Raw genomic sequence first — 16,397 nt, forward strand, 5'->3', positions numbered from 1 at the left:
CCCCATCGATTTCAAGCGGCGTGCCCTGACCCCGCAACATTAGTAGACCGACAGAGACAGGTGAAAAAATGAGGATCGGCATTACCGGAAAACTGTTTATGGCCATATTTGCCACCTGCATGTTAGTGCTGATCACCATGCATTGGGGGGTGAGGGCCAGCTTCGAGCGCGGTTTTATCGATTATATCAAGCAGAGTAATGAGCAGCGGATCACTATGTTGGGTGATGCACTGGAGGAGCAATACCAGCACTACGGTAACTGGGATTTCTTGCGCAATAATGATCAGCTAATTTATCAGATCATGAAATCGTTCGAGCAGAGTGGTGATAACAGCCGGGGTATGCCCCCCCATGGCTGGCGTGCCCAGTTTTGGGTGGTTGACAGCCAAAACAATCTGTTGGCCGGACGCACTGATCGGGTGCCCAAAGAGGCTAGCCGTCAGGCGATAACCGTCAATAATCAGGTGGTGGGATGGGTGATGTCAACGCCGCCGGAGAAACTGACCCGCAATGCCGATATCAACTTTGATCTGCAACAGCGCCGCACCAGTTGGATGATTGTGGGCCTATCGACCCTACTGGCCGCGGCCGTGACTTGGGTTTTATCGCGCGGCATGTTGGCCCCGGTGAAACGATTGGTCGAGGGGACTCATCGGCTGGCTGCCGGGGATTTCAGTACCCGCGTCACCGTCAGCAGCCGTGATGAATTGGGCCGTCTGGCGCAGGATTTTAACCAGCTCGCCAGTTCGCTGGAGAAAAATGAGCAGATGCGGCGCGACTTCATGGCCGATGTCTCCCATGAGCTACGCACCCCACTGGCAGTATTGCGTGGTGAACTGGAAGCCCTGCAAGATGGCGTGCGCCAGCCGACACCGGAGTCGTTGATGTCACTACAAGCTGAGGTCGGCATACTCACCAAACTGGTCAATGACCTGCATCAGTTGTCACTTTCGGATCACGGCGCACTGGCCTACCGCAAAACTCAGTTGGATGCCGTGCGGCTGTTACAAATCGCTATTGCCAGCTTTCATGGCCGCTTCCAGAGCAAAAATATTACCGTCACAGCCCGCCTGCCGGAACAGGCAGTGATCTTTGGTGACCCTGACCGCTTGAATCAACTGTTCCACAATTTGCTGGAGAACAGTTTGCGTTACACTAATGAGGGCGGGCGGTTAGAGATCAATGCACAACTTGATGACGAGACCTTGACACTGCACTGGCAGGACAGCAAACCGGGTCTGAGTGACGAACAATTGCAGCGTATTTTTGAGCGTTTTTATCGCACCGAAAGCTCGCGTAACCGTGCCAGTGGCGGCTCGGGGTTGGGCTTAGCCATTTGCCACAATATTGTCGAGGCCCACGGGGGCAAAATCAGCGCGACACATTCACCTTTAGGGGGGTTGCGGATTACGGTACTCTTTCCCCTATTCCACTCCATAGGGTAATTGATGGTCATGCACGAGCCACTTCAGTCTGCCAGCCAGTCTGGCACCGTATTGATTGTTGAAGATGAACCTAAACTCGGCCAGTTACTGGTCGATTATCTACAAGCTGCGGGTTACCGCACCCAATGGATCACCAACGGCGTGGAGGTTGTGGCCGCTGTGCGCCAAGCCCCTCCGGCGATTATTTTGTTGGATCTCATGTTGCCGGGCAGTGATGGCATCACCATTTGCCGCGAAATCCGCCGCTTCTCCGATGTTCCCATCATGATGGTCACGGCCAAAACCGAGGAGATTGACCGCTTACTGGGGCTGGAGATCGGGGCCGATGACTACATCTGCAAACCCTACAGCCCACGGGAAGTAGTGGCGCGAGTCAAAACCATTCTGCGCCGCTGCCATCAACAGCGCGAACAGCCGAGCGAAAGTGCGCCGCTGCTGATTGATGAGTCCCGCTTTCAAGCCAGCTATCAGGGGCACTTACTGGAGTTGACCCCTGCCGAGTTTCGTCTGCTAAAGATATTGGCGACCCAGCCGGGCCATGTGTTTAGCCGTGAACAACTGCTCAATAATCTCTATGACGACTATCGTGTGGTGACTGATCGCACTATCGACAGCCATATTAAAAATCTGCGGCGCAAGCTGGAGTCACTCGATGGCGAGAAGCCTTTTATCCGCGCAGTGTATGGGATGGGGTATCGCTGGGAAGCAGAGATCTGTCGTTTACTGTGATTTCAGGGTGATCAAAGACGCATTATGTTGGTAATGCAGGGAGCATTGGCCTCACTTTCGGTCAAGGTTGACTACACTGATTACAGTCACAACCAACAGGAGAAACACTATGGCCACGGGTCACTATGAGATTAAAAAGGCAAAGAATGGGCAGTACCATTTCAATCTGAAAGCCAGCAATGGTGAAATTATTCTCTCCAGTGAGATGTATGCCAGTAAAGCCTCCGCAGAGAACGGCATCGCATCAGTACAAAGTAACTCCCCACTGGAGAGCCAGTACGAGGTTAAGCATAACGCCAAAAACGAGCCTTATTTCGTTTTAAAAGCGAAAAATCATCAAGTTATTGGGGTCAGTGAAGCCTACAGTTCTGAAACTGCCGCCAAAAATGGTATTACCTCCGTGATGAAAAATGGCCCCACCCCCACAATTAAAGATTTGACGCAGTAATTTTTATGACTTGATAGCACTTTTTTTACCTGTGTTTCCTACCCAATCTGTTACTTAACAGTTTGACCTCATAAAAATGCGCGGGAGAGTTACCGCGCATTTCATTTTAGACGTTCATCCTCCTGCAAGGTTGTTTCCCCCTCTTTTTCCAGCATTTTTCTCAAAACTTGCTGATTACGCGGCAACAGTCCTATTTTCAAACCGAAAGGCCGAAAAACACGGCCAAGAACAGATAACGTCTGGCTCCCTTTGTCTGTCTCAATATCAGATAAAGTGCGTCGGCTAATCTTAACCAAAGATGAAAACTCGTCCTGAGTCATATTCAACATCTCTTTCCTCAACTGGCGCAATAACTCACCCGTTGAAATTTGCTCACTGAAAAACTGGCTCAGCAGTTTCAGTAACAGAGCTTCGCGTTCCAAAGGAGAAAGTTTTACTTTCATAGCTGCGCCCATCGTTTTAATTTTTCATCCAGATAATCAAAAGCCATTCCTGGCATATTAAGAATGCTATCCGGGACACCTCGCGTTTTCAGTCGTGGCTTCAGACCTATCAATTTTTGAGCTGTTTGCTGAAATGCTAAAAAAACATGCGTTGGGTCAGCAAGATCAGATAGTTCGGCAATAATAGCCTGCCAATTGAAGTTCCCCCCCTCTTCATACGGTGATCCCCATTGGGTGACTCTGACAATACCTTCTGGATCGGCTTTCATTGGTGCAAAATCATAAATCGGTGAAAGCCAGATACCTTCAGGCCGTTTAATTAATGCGGTATTACGCCCATGATTATCAGAATTACCAAAAGCAACATTCAATAAATCCCGCTGAACCATTTCAATAACGAGCGCTTCTACATTTAAAGGTTGGCCTAACTCCCTGACCCGATATTGAGATACTAATTTCCGTGATAACCTCCGGATGACATCGAAATGATTTAAGTGGCTGCCAGAAGCCGCATTCATGACAGAGTAAATAGACTCCAGTCCATATTGAACGCGTTTATTTTCAATAAAATCAATATCAAACCGAGGTAGCCACAATGAAGGATAATGTTCACCCTCTAGCAATTTCATCTTTTCGGTATTGATTGTATTGATTGTATTGATTGTATTGATTGTATTGATTGTATTGATTGTATTGATGCCAATACTGGCTAACTCCTGATAAAAGTAGTACTCGGCGCGCAAAATATCGCAATCAATAGGAGTACGTTTTCCTCTTGGGAATTTAACCAAATAATGAGTATCTGGGTTATCGATGTCATTTTGAAACGTGTCTATCCAAATTTCATCATGGTTCGAACAGCATAACAGCAACTTTGGAGCCTCTCCCCCCGCGCCTGTTGCACCTCCCGCGGCAGCCCCCATCTGTTGGGCATATTCCAGAAATGAAGAATCACGCTCAATGACATCTTGCAATGTAAAACGGATATTCATTAATTGGCTATCAGGATGCAATTCAGGTAAGGCTTCTTTTATTCGCATATTACCTACAGGTGCAATAGTCCCATTTTTAAGCAGAATATAATCTTGCTCACTGGCAGACATTGATTGCAGCCCCAACTGATTGATCCAATAGCGGCGGCTTGCCCCTGCGGGCATGATGTCATCAAGAAAGGCAAACCACTGCTTAGACGAATAAGTGTAAGCTAATTCAATAGGAAAATTTATACTGCAACTGAACTCATCATCACGATACATCCAGTCAACAGAATAATCACCGTCATAGCCTAATACTGCGGAGCCTTGTCTTCCGCGCTCGGGGTCGGCAAAAACAAGCTCAGCAGCATCATGCCAAAATCCGTCATTAAAAATCTGTATCGTTAACTTTGCCACACATCCCCCTTGAGTAGTATTTTGCTCAAATAAAAGAGAAGAACACTATTATGTGCAAAATATTACTCATTAAAAGTGATTAAGTCAAAATTAGAGCAATATTTTGCTCAAAAAGAGCGTCTCTTCTTGCATCAAAAATGCTTAAAATCCCATAAATTGATCTAAATCATTTAAACCTTACAAAAATTGTGCGATGGCTGATTTTCAGGGTGGTGGAGGTTACAATCCCCGGCTTTTAGCCCCCCTATGGGGGGGTTCTGACTTGAACTCAGACTGAGAGCCAATACTATGTCGCCATCTGCACTATCATCATCCATGCCTTTTACACCGGAACTGCTATCCCCAGCCGGTACACTTAAAAATATGCGCTACGCCTTCGCTTACGGTGCGGATGCGGTCTATGCCGGTCAGCCGCGCTACAGCTTGCGGGTGCGCAATAATGAATTCAATCACGAGAATCTGGCATTAGGTATTCAGGAGGCCCACTCACTGGGTAAGCGCTTCTATGTGGTGGTGAATATTGCCCCCCATAACTCCAAACTGAAAACATTTCTGCGTGATTTAAAACCCGTGATTGATATGGGGCCAGATGCGCTGATTATGTCTGATCCCGGCTTGATTATGCTGGTGCGAGAAGCGTTTCCGCAGATGGATATCCATCTCTCAGTGCAAGCAAATGCCGTCAACTGGGCGACAGTTAAATTCTGGCAGCAGATGGGCTTGACCCGCGTGATCCTCTCCCGTGAGTTATCACTGGAAGAGATTGCGGAAATCCGTGCACAAGTCCCTGAAATGGAACTAGAAGTGTTTGTCCATGGCGCACTGTGCATGGCCTATTCTGGCCGCTGCCTGCTCTCCGGTTATATCAATAAGCGCGATCCAAATCAGGGAACCTGCACCAATGCTTGCCGCTGGGAATATCATGTCCAGGAAGGCAAAGAGGACGATATCGGTAACATCGTCCATATTCACCAGCCCATTGCAGTGAAAAATGTCGAGCCAACACTGGGTATCGGCGCACCCACCGACAAAGTGTTTATGCTTGAAGAGGCGCAGCGTCCGGGCGAGTATATGACGGCCTCAGAAGATGAGCACGGCACTTACATTATGAACTCAAAAGACCTGCGGGCGATCCAGCATGTCGAGCGCCTGACCCAATTGGGTGTGCATTCGCTAAAAATTGAGGGCCGGACCAAATCATTTTACTATTGCGCCCGTACCGCTCAGGTCTACCGCCGCGCCATTGATGATGCTGTCGCGGGTAAACCTTTCGATCCGACCCTGTTGACCACACTGGAAGGTCTGGCCCATCGCGGCTATACCGAAGGTTTCTTACGTCGCCACGTGCATGAAGACCAACAAACTTACGACTACGGCTATTCAGTTTCAGAGCGCCAGCAGTTTGTCGGCGAGTTTACCGGTGTGCGCCGTGATGGTTTAGCCGAAGTGGTGGTCAAAAACAAATTTTCGGTCGGTGATAGTGTTGAGTTGATGACGCCCAACGGCAATATCCAGTTCACCCTTGAGAGTATGCAGGATAAAAAAGGCCAGCCTGCGGATATTGCTCCGGGTAATGGGCATATCATGTATTTGCCTATCCCGGCAGACATTAATGTAGAATATGGCTTGCTAATCCGTAATCTGAACGGAACAAATAGCCGTAATCCCCATGAAAAAGCGTAACGCGAAACAATAAAAATGAATGCCATCGCTAAGGTGGCATTTTTAGCAAATATTAGAATTAGATCACATCAATTATAATGCCGCTGGGGTAGCATAGCTCGAGTACAATCAAGAACTAAAAAAGTTTTAAAACAAGACTAGGAACCACCTCCTTGGCTAGCCCAATCTCCCTTGGGCTGGCCTTTTCTTTTTCACCTCCATCAGATTGATTTTAATCGATTTTTAATTTTTTTATTATTAGTGATTCTTGTTAAGCTATTAAGTAATAATAAAAAATCCCCGTAAAATGAATAACTCCATCTCAAATAATAACTATTTCAGTTAATTTGGGATGATAATAATCCCTATCTTTATTCAACCTAACATTCATTGAACCTTTCAATTATTCTGATATTTCCATAAGAGATAAAAAGGGTCAATAGGCAGCAAGTGAATGAATTCCACTAAATTTGCTTAGCCAAATCGCCGAGGCTAAAGGTGAGGCACTTCAGGTAAGAAGAGAATAGGTAAATTAAGCAAATATGAGTTACTGTTACCGTTATTACAGAAATGATCTGGAGCAAGTTATGACCCCAACGCCGTGTGCCCTTCTGGTTTTAAACGGTAAAGAGTCCGGTAATCTTGAGGTTCGCGATGCCGTCAAAAATCTACGAGAGGAAGGAGTCACACTTCATGTTCGGGTCACTTGGGAACAAGGTGATGCGAAACGTTATGTCGAAGAAGCCGCCATTCTGGGGGTGGATGCCGTCATTGCTGGCGGCGGCGATGGCACGATTAATGAGGTGACAACCGCATTGATGGTCATACCCGCCGAAAGTCGCCCCGATTTGGGTATCTTGCCGCTCGGCACCGCCAACGATTTTGCCACCAGTTGCAACATTCCGCTGCAAATAGAAAACGCACTGCAATTGGCCGTTAAAGGCCGCGCCGTGACCATAGATGTCGCACAAGTGAATGACGAGCACTATTTTATCAATATGGCGACGGGGGGTTTTGGGACTCGGATCACCACAGAGACGCCCCAAAAACTCAAAGCTGTCTTGGGTGGCGCTTCCTACTTTATTCATGGCCTGATGCGCATGGATGCCATTAAAGCCGATAGCTGTGAAATCCATGGGCCTGAGTTCGACTGGGCAGGTGATGCATTGGTGATAGGAATAGGTAATGGTCGGCAAGCCGGTGGCGGGCAACCACTATGCCCCGATGCACTGATTAATGATGGCCTGCTGCAATTGCGTTTATTGACGGCCGAAGAGTTGCTTCCTGCCCTACTGACCAGTGTATTCAGCGGCGAGAAAAATAAAAATGTGGTGGAGGCCACCCTTCCTTGGCTGGAAATTACTGCGCCGCACGAAATCATCTTTAATCTGGATGGTGAACCCTTGTCAGGCAAATATTTCCGCATTGAAATTATTCCCAATGCCATCCAGTGCCGCTTACCCCCAAATTGCGCACTGCTCGGTTAAATCTCAACTCATGGGTTAACTGCGGTTAGCTCATGATTGACTTCTATTTTCACCTCTCTCTACTCCCCCCTAATCCTAATCCTAATCCTAATCCTAATACTGGCAAGGCTTCAGTCATCGTTAGTCTATTTTCAACCCAAAAACTTTCATTTCAATCCAATTTTCTTTTATTTATAACATTCAATTTGAAAGATTTATCTTTCAAATTGTGATCTATATACGATAAATAGATCTAAAAAGTGTTTATGGTAGTTCGCATGGCGATAGACAAGATACTGAGGTTGACTCTACTACCCCAGCATTTTGAAACCATTTTATTATGTGGTATTTAAAATTTCTTTTCATAACAAAACCTTAAAAAAAAGGTTTATAAAAACAGCCATAACTGCGATTACAGGAGAAAAAGAATGATTGAACTTATAACCCATGGAGCCGAGTGGTTTATCGGACTCTTCCAAAAAGGGGGAGAAGTTTTTGTTGGCATGGTCACCGGGATCTTACCTTTATTAATCAGTTTATTAGTCATCATGAATGCCCTGATCAAGTTTGTGGGTCAGGATAGAATCGAAAGATTGGCACAACGTTGCGCGGGTAACCCTGTTTCCCGTTATCTGCTACTGCCATTGATCGGGACTTTTGTATTTTGTAACCCGATGACACTGAGTCTCGGGCGCTTTATGCCAGAAAAATACAAGCCAAGTTATTACGCGGCAGCCTCCTACAGCTGTCACTCAATGAATGGTTTGTTCCCACACATTAACCCCGGCGAGTTGTTCGTCTTCCTCGGCATCGCCAGTGGTTTAACCACTCTGGGCCTGCCACTGGGTCCACTGGCGGTCAGCTACTTCCTGGTTGGGTTGTTCACCAACTTCTTCCGTGGCTGGGTGACTGATCTGACGACCTCCATTTTTGAACGCAAAATGGGTATCCGTCTGGACCGTAACGTACAACTTTAATATGTAAATCATATACATAATGTGTGGAGCAGATCATGAGTGAATTTATCCGGATTGAAAAAGGCGAAGGCGGCTGGGGTGGGCCATTAGTGCTGCCAATCGTCCCCGGTAAAAAAATTGTTTATATCACTGCGGGCACTCGCCCGGCGATTATTGACCGTATTAGCGAACTGACTGGCTGGGAAGCAGTAGATGGCTTTAAAGAGGGTGAGCCGCCAGCGGAAGAGATCGCGGTCGCCATTATTGACTGCGGCGGCACCCTGCGCTGTGGCCTCTATCCCAAACGCCGGATTCCAACGGTCAACATCCATTCAACCGGTCAATCCGGACCGATGGCGCAATACATTCTGGAAGATATTTATGTCTCCGGTGTTCGCGAAAAGAATATCCAGAAAATCAGCGGAACCGAGCAAGCAACCGCCACTGTCGTGCCAACAGAACCACAAGCCGCTGTAGCAGCGAAAGCAGCCGAAAACAGCGCGGCCAAGGGGCGTGATTACGACACCAGCAAGAAAATCACCGAACAGAGTGATGGTTTGTTGGCAAAAGTGGGCATGGGGATGGGGTCCGTCGTGGCGGTCTTCTTCCAGTCAGGCCGCGACACCATTGATACCGTCCTGAAAACTATCCTGCCCTTTATGGCCTTCGTTTCGGCATTAATCGGCATCATCATGGCCTCCGGTTTGGGCGATTTTATTGCTCATGGCTTAACACCACTGGCGAGCAGCCCGATAGGGTTAGTGCTTCTGGCGCTGATCTGCTCCTTCCCGCTGTTGTCACCTTTCTTAGGCCCTGGGGCGGTGATTGCACAAGTTATCGGCGTATTAGTGGGGGTACAAATTGGTTTGGGGAATATCCCACCACAATTAGCCCTGCCAGCACTATTCGCGATAAATGCTCAGGCGGCGTGTGACTTTATCCCTGTGGGTCTCTCTCTGGCTGAAGCGAAGCAAGATACCGTGCGGGTTGGCGTCCCATCCGTGCTGGTTGGCCGCTTCCTGACGGGTGCACCGACAGTATTGATTGCCTGGGCAGTATCGGCCTTTATCTATCAGTAAGAGTTATCGATTAGCTAAAACGTAAAGATTTCTGTAATACATTCAACGGTTAAGGATGTACGTATGAATACTATTTATCAGACAACCATTACCAATATCGGCGACAGCGCCCGCGAGGCGCTGCTTGATGACATGCTCATCACCTTCCGCGAAGGCGCTCCCAAAGATATTGAAGAGTTCTGTTTTATCCACCAGCACAGCACCACTGATGGGGAGTTACAGGCGGGCAACATTATGGAACTGGCGCAACTGCGCTATGTGATCACGGCGGTGGGCGAAGTGGCCACCCAAAACCTGCGGGAGCTGGGCCACGTCACTATCCGATTCAATGGTGATAAGCAGCCCGAGTTCCCCGGTTCCATCCATGTGAATGGCCCGACACCCAGTGATATTCCGGTCGGCAGCGCATTGAAATTTAGTCGTTAATTTATTTATCAATTTATATCCGACGTACTTGGAGTTGCAGCGCTTTTAGTTGCAACTTCAAGTGTGAAGGATATTAGCCAAAGTCATTGGAGTTGCAGCAAGGCAACCAACGAACGAATCCCAATGAGCTGACATCAGTCAGTGATTTGGGTAAGTGAGTGCAGCTAACACCGCTGCAACTTCAAGTACGAAGGATAATGGAGGTGTATATGTCACAACAACAAGTCGCAGTAGTCATTGGTGGTGGACAAACTCTGGGCGCATTCTTGTGCCACGGTCTTGCCGAAGCGGGTTATAAAGTGGCGGTTGCTGATTTAAATTCAGATAACGCACAATTGGTCGCGGATCAGATTAATGCAGAGTATGGCGCAGATATCGCCCGTGGTTTTCAGGTTGATGCCACCAATGAAAGCAGCGTAGAGATGCTGGCAAAAGCAGTCGATCAGCGCTTTCATCAAACAGATTTATTGGTTTACAGTGCCGGTATCGCCAAAGCCGCGCCGATTACAGATTTCCCGTTAGATGATTTTGACCGCTCATTGCAGGTGAATTTGGTGGGCTATTTCTTGTGCGCCCGTGAGTTCTCTCGGTTAATGATTCGTGATGGTAATGGCGGACGCATTATCCAAATCAATTCCAAATCGGGTAAAGTGGGCAGCAAACATAACTCTGGTTACAGTGCAGCGAAGTTTGGCGGTGTCGGCCTGACACAATCACTGGCATTGGATTTGGCGGATTATGGAATTACCGTGCATTCACTGATGTTAGGTAACTTACTTAAATCGCCGATGTTCCAATCACTTTTACCGCAGTACGCCGCTAAGTTAGGCATTAAGCCAGAAGAAGTTGAGAAGTACTATACCGATAAAGTCCCCCTAAAACGGGGTTGTGATTATCAAGATGTGCTGAACACCCTGCTGTTCTACGCCAGTGATAAAGCCGCCTATTGCACCGGCCAATCCATCAATATCACTGGCGGGCAGGTGATGTTTTAAGGCTGTAAACACCCGAATCACTGACTCGCACCAGTGATTCGGGTAATCATGACAGCAAACGAAAGCATCCCGATGAGCTTACATGAGTAAGTGATTCGGGTAAGTGAGTGCAGCTAACGCCGTTTCAGCCCCAAGGGAGAAGAGTCTTACTCAAAGCCATTGGGGTTGCAGCAAGGCAGCAAACGAAAGCATCCCGATGAGCTTACATGAGTAAGTGATTCGGGTGAATGAGTGCAGCTAACGCCGCTGCAGCGCCAAGGGAGAAGAGTAAATGGCCCTCATCAGCATCATTATCATTGCCTGGCTACTGCAAATCGTACTGGGTTGGTGGCAAATTAATCAGTTTAACCGTGCCTTTGACCGCCTGTGTCAACACAGCCAATCGGTGGGGGTGGGCCGCTCTGGTGGACGTTTTAAGCCCAGAGTGGTGATGGCTTTAGCTTTTGATGAGAATATGCGGGTCCGTGACAGCATGATCATGCGTGGAATCAGTGTTTTTGCCCGCCCACGCCCATTAACTCACCTTCATGGGCTGCATCAGCAGGATTTAATCCCAAATGTGATCTTTCCTACGGATACCGCATGTCAAACTGCACTATCATTAGCGATTAAACCGAAATCATGATATTTTCATAATGAAAGTTATTCTTTTTCATGTGAAAGTTGTGCCTGAAAAAGAGGCAATGGAAATACTTGAGCAGGAATCGTTATGAAACCAAAGCAGCGGCAGGTTGCCATACTGGAATATCTCCAGCAACACGGCAAGACGGCAGTCGATGAACTCGCCGACCACTTTTCGACCACCGGCACCACTATTCGTAAGGACTTAACCAGCCTCGAAAAAGAGGGAGCCGTTATCCGCACCTACGGCGGCGTGGTGCTAAATCGCGACGATGTCGAACAACCGATTGACCGCAAAACCCATATTAATACCGACAAAAAAAAGCAGATTGCCCAAGCGGCCAGTAAACTGATCAAAGATGGTGACAGTCTGGTTTTTGATGCGGGGAGTACGGTGCTGCAAATGGTGCCGCACCTGACAAAATTCAACAATATCACGGTGATGACCAACAGCCTGCATATCGTCAATGAGCTGGTTGAGTTGAATAACGATCAAACTATCCTGATGCCGGGGGGCACTTACCGTAAAGGCTCAGCCTCTTTTCATGGCAGTCTGGCGGAATCAGCATTTGATAACTTCAGCTTCGATAAGCTGTTTATCGGCGCAGATGGTGTTGATCTGAAAGCCGGTGTCACCACGTTTAACGAAGTTTATCATGTCAGCACCGCGATGTGCCGTGCCGCCAGCCGCATCATTCTGCTGGTTGACTCGTCCAAATTTGGCCGTAAAAGTCCCAATGTCGTTTGCCCATTAAGCGCCGTCGATACCCTGATTACGGATAAAGGGATTAGCCCAGAATATTTGCAGGCACTGCAAGAAATGGGCATTAACATCATTCTGGTTGATAAAAATGAGTAATCCACTGCTGACCTATGCCCGTGAAACACTGGAAATTGAGCTGACAGAGGCCCATAAGTTGCTGTCACGATTAGATGATAATTTTATTCGAGCCTGCGAACTGCTGCTGGCTTGCACCGGTAAAGCCGTGGTGTCCGGCATCGGCAAATCCGGCCATATCGGCAAAAAGATTGCCGCCTCACTGGCCAGTACTGGCACCCCGGCGTTTTTCGTTCATCCCGCCGAAGCACTGCACGGCGATTTGGGCATGATTGGCCCGCAAGATGTACTGATTTTCATCTCCTACTCTGGCCGAGCCAAAGAGCTGGATCTGATTCTGCCCTTGCTGGCGGACAGTCATATTCCGGTGATTGCCATCACTGGCGGCAAAGAGTCCCCCTTAGCGCTCAATGCGGCCTGTGTGCTGGATATTAGTGTTGAGCAGGAAGCTTGCCCGATGGGACTCGCCCCGACATCCAGCGCGGTGAATACCCTGATGATGGGGGATGCACTGGCAATGGCATTAATGCGCCATCGCGGCTTCAATGCCGAAGATTTTGCCCGCTCACATCCGGGCGGCAGCTTGGGTGCACGCTTGCTCAACCGCGTCCATCATTTGATGCGAACCGGTGATCGCCTGCCAGTGGTGAATGAGTCCGACAGTGTGATGGAGGCAATGTTAGAGCTTAGCCGTACCGGATTGGGCTTGGTGGCCGTGTGCGATCCCGATCAGCGAGTGGTGGGCGTGTTCACTGATGGCGATTTGCGCCGCTGGTTGGTCAAAGGCGGTACGCTGCAACAACCGCTGGCAGGCGCAATAACGCGGCCGGGTTACCGACTACCTGAACAGTGGCGTGCTGGCGAAGCGCTGGAAGCACTGCACCAGCATCATATCAGTGCGGCACCCGTGGTGAATTTGGACGGGAAACTGGTCGGCGCGATTAATCTGCATGACCTGCATCAGGCCGGTATTGCTTAATGATGGTGGAGGAGCAAGGTGATCACCATCCTGCTCCGCATTCATTATTCGTCGCCAAAGATTAACGCCAATTAGGATCTTGCTGTAACTGCTTTTTCAGCATGGCCTGAATAGGCTCATCAGGGCGGCCCAGCCACTGATAGGTGGCAAACTGGCTCGGGTTATCCTGCGCTTGCGGCTTGTCTTCCACCGTGACTCTCATCCCCCAAGCCTGCCAAACTTGCTTCTTATTCTGGCTAAACGCCACCCACATAAAATTATTGCTGCAATCATGGGGCTTACAAATTCGGCCCACTTTATACTGCTGCCCTTCCCACGTGATCACCTCATACGGCGCTGACGTCCCCACCCCTTTGCGCGCCCATGCGGGTAAGTTTTTCTGGCTCTTGGTCATTTTCTGCCAGCTATTTTTATAAACCGGCTGTTGCAGCAAATCCGCCATGGTCGGCAGGAGTTTCGCGGGCGCGGCCTGAGAAGGGGTCGGTACTGAATTAGGGGGTGATGGTGTACTGGTTGATTGCGCGAAGGCCCAGGAGCTGGCACTGAGTATCGCCGCTGCAACAAGACAATGGAGGGTTTGATGACCTTTCATTATCGAAATCCTTATGATCTGATTAATCTATTCGCCGGGGTATTAACCGCGATCCCAGTGCAACTGATTTGCAGGCGTCGTGTTGGTTTGCCTGTCTATGACCATCAACGGTAGAAAAAGTTGATCCATAGCACGAATTTTCATCCTAATTCCAGTTATACCACAATCGGTATGACAGCTTGAGTTAAGCTATGAACCAGATGATGATTGAGAAGGCCACGCCATGTTAACCTATGAGTTACCCGAAGCACCCGAGAAGCTGTATTACTCTGCCGGGGATGCCCATCCACTGGACAAACTTGAGACCGATAAAATCATCCAGATGGTGATCGACTTGGATGTCGCCAACTCAGACAGCGAACACTATGTCACCGGCTGGATGGGACTAAATAGTGTGGTAGTGGTGCGCAACTATCAAAATAAGCGCGGCACAGCTAACGGTTTTGTGGTGAATAAAGGCGATCGCTATCGGCTAAGTATTCAGTCGATTGAATTCCGCATCCCGAAAGCAGTTTTGTGGATGAGCTTTCGCCGCAAGCCGCGCACCATGGAGCTAATTACCTACGAAACGCTGGGTGAACAACCGAGTGGCATGCAGCAATACCGCAATATCCTTGATGAAGATCTGCTACAGCAGTTAGATGCCGATTGGCGCGAACTGAATGATTATCTGGGTGCTGCCTGTTGGCAACTGGAGAACGGCACCCCATTGTGGCAGCAAGCTCAACAGCAGATAACATCAGACGCGATCCGTCAGTTAGCTGATGCAGCCATCTTCCGCACTAAATCTTTGCAAGCCGATGGCGATTACGCTGGTTTCTGGGCTGGCGAGTACTTTTTCGCGGTCAGACAGCCCACAGCGAGCCATCCCCTGCCCGCAATCCAAATCTCTTGGCGCGAAGACGAGAAAGAGATTGGCAGCTATCAATTTGATCTGATCAATGATGAAGCCGGCGAGCCAACACTCTCACTGTGCATCCGCCCCCGTAAAGGTGCGGACAGTTATCTGCTTAACCGTTTTGATGCTCATCATCTGCAACGTGCCATCGCGATGTTTGCCATGATCCAGCGCCATTTGTTGGCGTAACCCCTGTGGCTTCAAGCACGAAGGGCATCCCCAAAGGCATTGGAACCACAGGTAGGCGGCCAGCGAAAGCATCCCGATAAGCTGACACCAGTCAGTGATTCGGGTAATTGAGCGCAGCTAACACCCCTGTGGTTTCAAGGACGAAGGGGATTACCACCATTGGTGGAAATGATGCACCGGCCCCACCCCCAGCCCCACTTCGAGGCTATCGGCCTGCTCCAATGCCCTTTGCAGATAGCCTTTGGCCGCTTCTACGGTATCACCCCAATTCGCGTGCCGTGGGCGCAATGCGGCCAGTGCCGCAGATAAGGTGCAACCAGTGCCGTGGGTATGGCGAGTGTTGACTCTGCGGGTCACAAAACGCTGCTCTCCTTGTGCTGTCAACAGCCAGTCGGGGCTATTTTCGCCAGTCAAGTGGCCCCCTTTCATCAGTACCCCCTGACAGCCTAGCGCCAGCAGCGCCCGCCCCTGCTCACACATCTCCTGTTCATCGCGGGCGAGTGGGCAATTGAGTAACGCCGCCGCTTCCGGCAAATTCGGCGTAATCAGATCAACCTGGGGTAACAGTTGTTGGCGCAGCGCAGCCACCGCCTCCGGTGCCAGTAGCGGATCGCCACTCTTCGCCACCATTACGGTATCCAGCACCACAAAGGCGATCGGATAACGGCGTAGTTGCGCGGCGACGACGGCAATAATGTCAGCATTCGCCAACATGCCTATTTTGGCGCTATCAATGTGTACATCACTCAGCACAGAATCCAGTTGAGCGGCGACAAAAGCGGGTTCGATGGGATAGACCGACTGCACGCCAGTGGTGTTTTGCGCCACCAGCGCAGTGATCACTGTGGTGCCGTAGGCTTGCAGAGCAGAAAAGGTTTTCAGGTCAGCTTGAATACCCGCGCCGCCACTGGGGTCAGTTCCGGCAATCGTGAGTGCATTAATGCGCTTCATGAATATGTCTCCATACTCATATCCGTAAGCGATAGTGCCAATAGCGAGGGTTTCACCGTGGCAACAGCAGAAAAAGCGGCAGGTTGAACGAACATATTCCTCCTAACCGGCGGTCAAGAAGGCGGAACCCTGCGGTGCCGAGACTTCCCTACGCTGGCATAATCCAGATCAGGTAATACGGGTAAAATCTCAGCCAAACCACTTTTAGTGGCGGGCACCCCGAGTCAGAATTGTTATTATCATTGGCAAGTGATAGAAGATCAATGATGCATTCGCAAAACCAATAAGT

At 49.2% G+C, this 16,397-nt stretch carries 17 protein-coding genes and 1 riboswitch; of the genes, 13 read left to right on the forward strand and 4 right to left on the reverse strand.

Annotation, left to right across the window (positions count from 1 at the left end; translation table 11 throughout):
* Positions 1-68 precede the first annotated feature (68 nt).
* The 3 genes from baeS (at position 69) to HRD69_RS19600 (ending at position 2,622) form a co-directional block, all read left to right on the forward strand.
* Positions 69-1,445 carry an envelope stress sensor histidine kinase BaeS gene (baeS, locus tag HRD69_RS19590; protein WP_004877329.1) on the forward strand — a complete coding sequence of 459 codons (1,377 nt, stop codon included), beginning with the start codon at positions 69-71 and terminating at the stop codon, positions 1,443-1,445.
* A 9-nt stretch (positions 1,446-1,454) separates the two neighbouring features.
* Entirely contained in the window at positions 1,455-2,174 is a 720-nt protein-coding gene (gene baeR, locus HRD69_RS19595) for an envelope stress response regulator BaeR (RefSeq protein ID WP_032815408.1), read from the forward strand.
* A 109-nt stretch (positions 2,175-2,283) separates the two neighbouring features.
* Entirely contained in the window at positions 2,284-2,622 is a 339-nt protein-coding gene (locus tag HRD69_RS19600; RefSeq protein WP_004877324.1) for a YegP family protein, read from the forward strand.
* 101 nt (positions 2,623-2,723) lie between these two features.
* On the opposite strand, the gene HRD69_RS19605 is transcribed toward HRD69_RS19600, so the two are convergent.
* Entirely contained in the window at positions 2,724-3,065 is a 342-nt protein-coding gene (locus HRD69_RS19605; RefSeq protein ID WP_032815407.1) for a helix-turn-helix transcriptional regulator, read from the reverse strand.
* The gene (locus tag HRD69_RS19610; protein WP_004877320.1) at positions 3,062-4,456 is read right to left on the reverse strand and encodes a type II toxin-antitoxin system HipA family toxin; all 1,395 of its coding nucleotides are present in this window, start codon (positions 4,454-4,456) and stop codon (positions 3,062-3,064) included. The genes HRD69_RS19605 and HRD69_RS19610 overlap by 4 nt, the downstream gene beginning before the upstream one ends.
* Before the next feature lie 363 nt (positions 4,457-4,819).
* On the opposite strand from HRD69_RS19610, the gene trhP reads away from it, so the two are divergent.
* The 9 genes from trhP to gutQ all read left to right on the forward strand — a co-directional run bounded on the left by trhP (position 4,820) and on the right by gutQ (position 13,478).
* Positions 4,820-6,139 (forward strand): prephenate-dependent tRNA uridine(34) hydroxylase TrhP, encoded by a 1,320-nt coding sequence (gene trhP, locus HRD69_RS19615; RefSeq protein WP_425330492.1) that lies wholly within the window; start codon positions 4,820-4,822, stop codon positions 6,137-6,139.
* 566 nt (positions 6,140-6,705) lie between these two features.
* The gene (gene yegS, locus HRD69_RS19620; RefSeq protein ID WP_032815403.1) at positions 6,706-7,605 is read left to right on the forward strand and encodes a lipid kinase YegS; all 900 of its coding nucleotides are present in this window, start codon (positions 6,706-6,708) and stop codon (positions 7,603-7,605) included.
* Positions 7,606-8,012: 407 nt separating this feature from the next.
* Positions 8,013-8,561, forward strand: coding sequence for a PTS glucitol/sorbitol transporter subunit IIC (srlA, locus tag HRD69_RS19625; protein ID WP_004877312.1), 549 nt, complete (start codon positions 8,013-8,015; stop codon positions 8,559-8,561).
* A 35-nt stretch (positions 8,562-8,596) separates the two neighbouring features.
* Positions 8,597-9,619: a PTS glucitol/sorbitol transporter subunit IIB gene (srlE, locus tag HRD69_RS19630; RefSeq protein WP_032815402.1), complete on the forward strand. Its 1,023-nt coding sequence runs from the start codon at positions 8,597-8,599 to the stop codon at positions 9,617-9,619.
* A 63-nt stretch (positions 9,620-9,682) separates the two neighbouring features.
* Positions 9,683-10,045 carry a PTS glucitol/sorbitol transporter subunit IIA gene (srlB, locus tag HRD69_RS19635; RefSeq protein WP_004877306.1) on the forward strand — a complete coding sequence of 121 codons (363 nt, stop codon included), beginning with the start codon at positions 9,683-9,685 and terminating at the stop codon, positions 10,043-10,045.
* 209 nt (positions 10,046-10,254) lie between these two features.
* Positions 10,255-11,040 (forward strand): sorbitol-6-phosphate dehydrogenase, encoded by a 786-nt coding sequence (gene srlD, locus HRD69_RS19640; RefSeq protein ID WP_032815400.1) that lies wholly within the window; start codon positions 10,255-10,257, stop codon positions 11,038-11,040.
* A 271-nt stretch (positions 11,041-11,311) separates the two neighbouring features.
* Entirely contained in the window at positions 11,312-11,665 is a 354-nt protein-coding gene (gene gutM, locus HRD69_RS19645; protein WP_004877302.1) for a transcriptional regulator GutM, read from the forward strand.
* An 84-nt stretch (positions 11,666-11,749) separates the two neighbouring features.
* Positions 11,750-12,520: a glucitol operon DNA-binding transcriptional repressor SrlR gene (gene srlR, locus HRD69_RS19650; RefSeq protein WP_004877300.1), complete on the forward strand. Its 771-nt coding sequence runs from the start codon at positions 11,750-11,752 to the stop codon at positions 12,518-12,520.
* Positions 12,513-13,478, forward strand: a complete 966-nt coding sequence (gutQ, locus tag HRD69_RS19655) for an arabinose-5-phosphate isomerase GutQ (protein WP_032815399.1) — start codon at positions 12,513-12,515, stop codon at positions 13,476-13,478. The genes srlR and gutQ overlap by 8 nt, the downstream gene beginning before the upstream one ends.
* Positions 13,479-13,539: 61 nt before the next feature.
* On the opposite strand, the gene HRD69_RS19660 is transcribed toward gutQ, so the two are convergent.
* Complete coding sequence (locus tag HRD69_RS19660; RefSeq protein ID WP_032815398.1) at positions 13,540-14,070, reverse strand: inhibitor of vertebrate lysozyme family protein; 531 nt, start codon at positions 14,068-14,070, stop codon at positions 13,540-13,542.
* Between the two features lie 223 nt (positions 14,071-14,293).
* Here HRD69_RS19660 and HRD69_RS19665 point away from each other — a divergent pair, with 223 nt between their 5' ends.
* On the forward strand, positions 14,294-15,157 hold the full coding sequence (locus tag HRD69_RS19665) for a hypothetical protein (protein ID WP_004877293.1): 864 nt from the start codon (positions 14,294-14,296) through the stop codon (positions 15,155-15,157).
* A 150-nt stretch (positions 15,158-15,307) separates the two neighbouring features.
* Here the strand turns inward: HRD69_RS19665 and thiD are convergent, their stop codons facing one another.
* Positions 15,308-16,108, reverse strand: coding sequence for a bifunctional hydroxymethylpyrimidine kinase/phosphomethylpyrimidine kinase (thiD, locus tag HRD69_RS19670; RefSeq protein ID WP_004877948.1), 801 nt, complete (start codon positions 16,106-16,108; stop codon positions 15,308-15,310).
* A 128-nt stretch (positions 16,109-16,236) separates the two neighbouring features.
* Positions 16,237-16,340, reverse strand: a riboswitch (TPP riboswitch).
* Positions 16,341-16,397 lie beyond the last annotated feature (57 nt).

The organism is Yersinia mollaretii ATCC 43969, from assembly GCF_013282725.1.
Classification (GTDB): Bacteria; Pseudomonadota; Gammaproteobacteria; order Enterobacterales; family Enterobacteriaceae; genus Yersinia; species Yersinia mollaretii.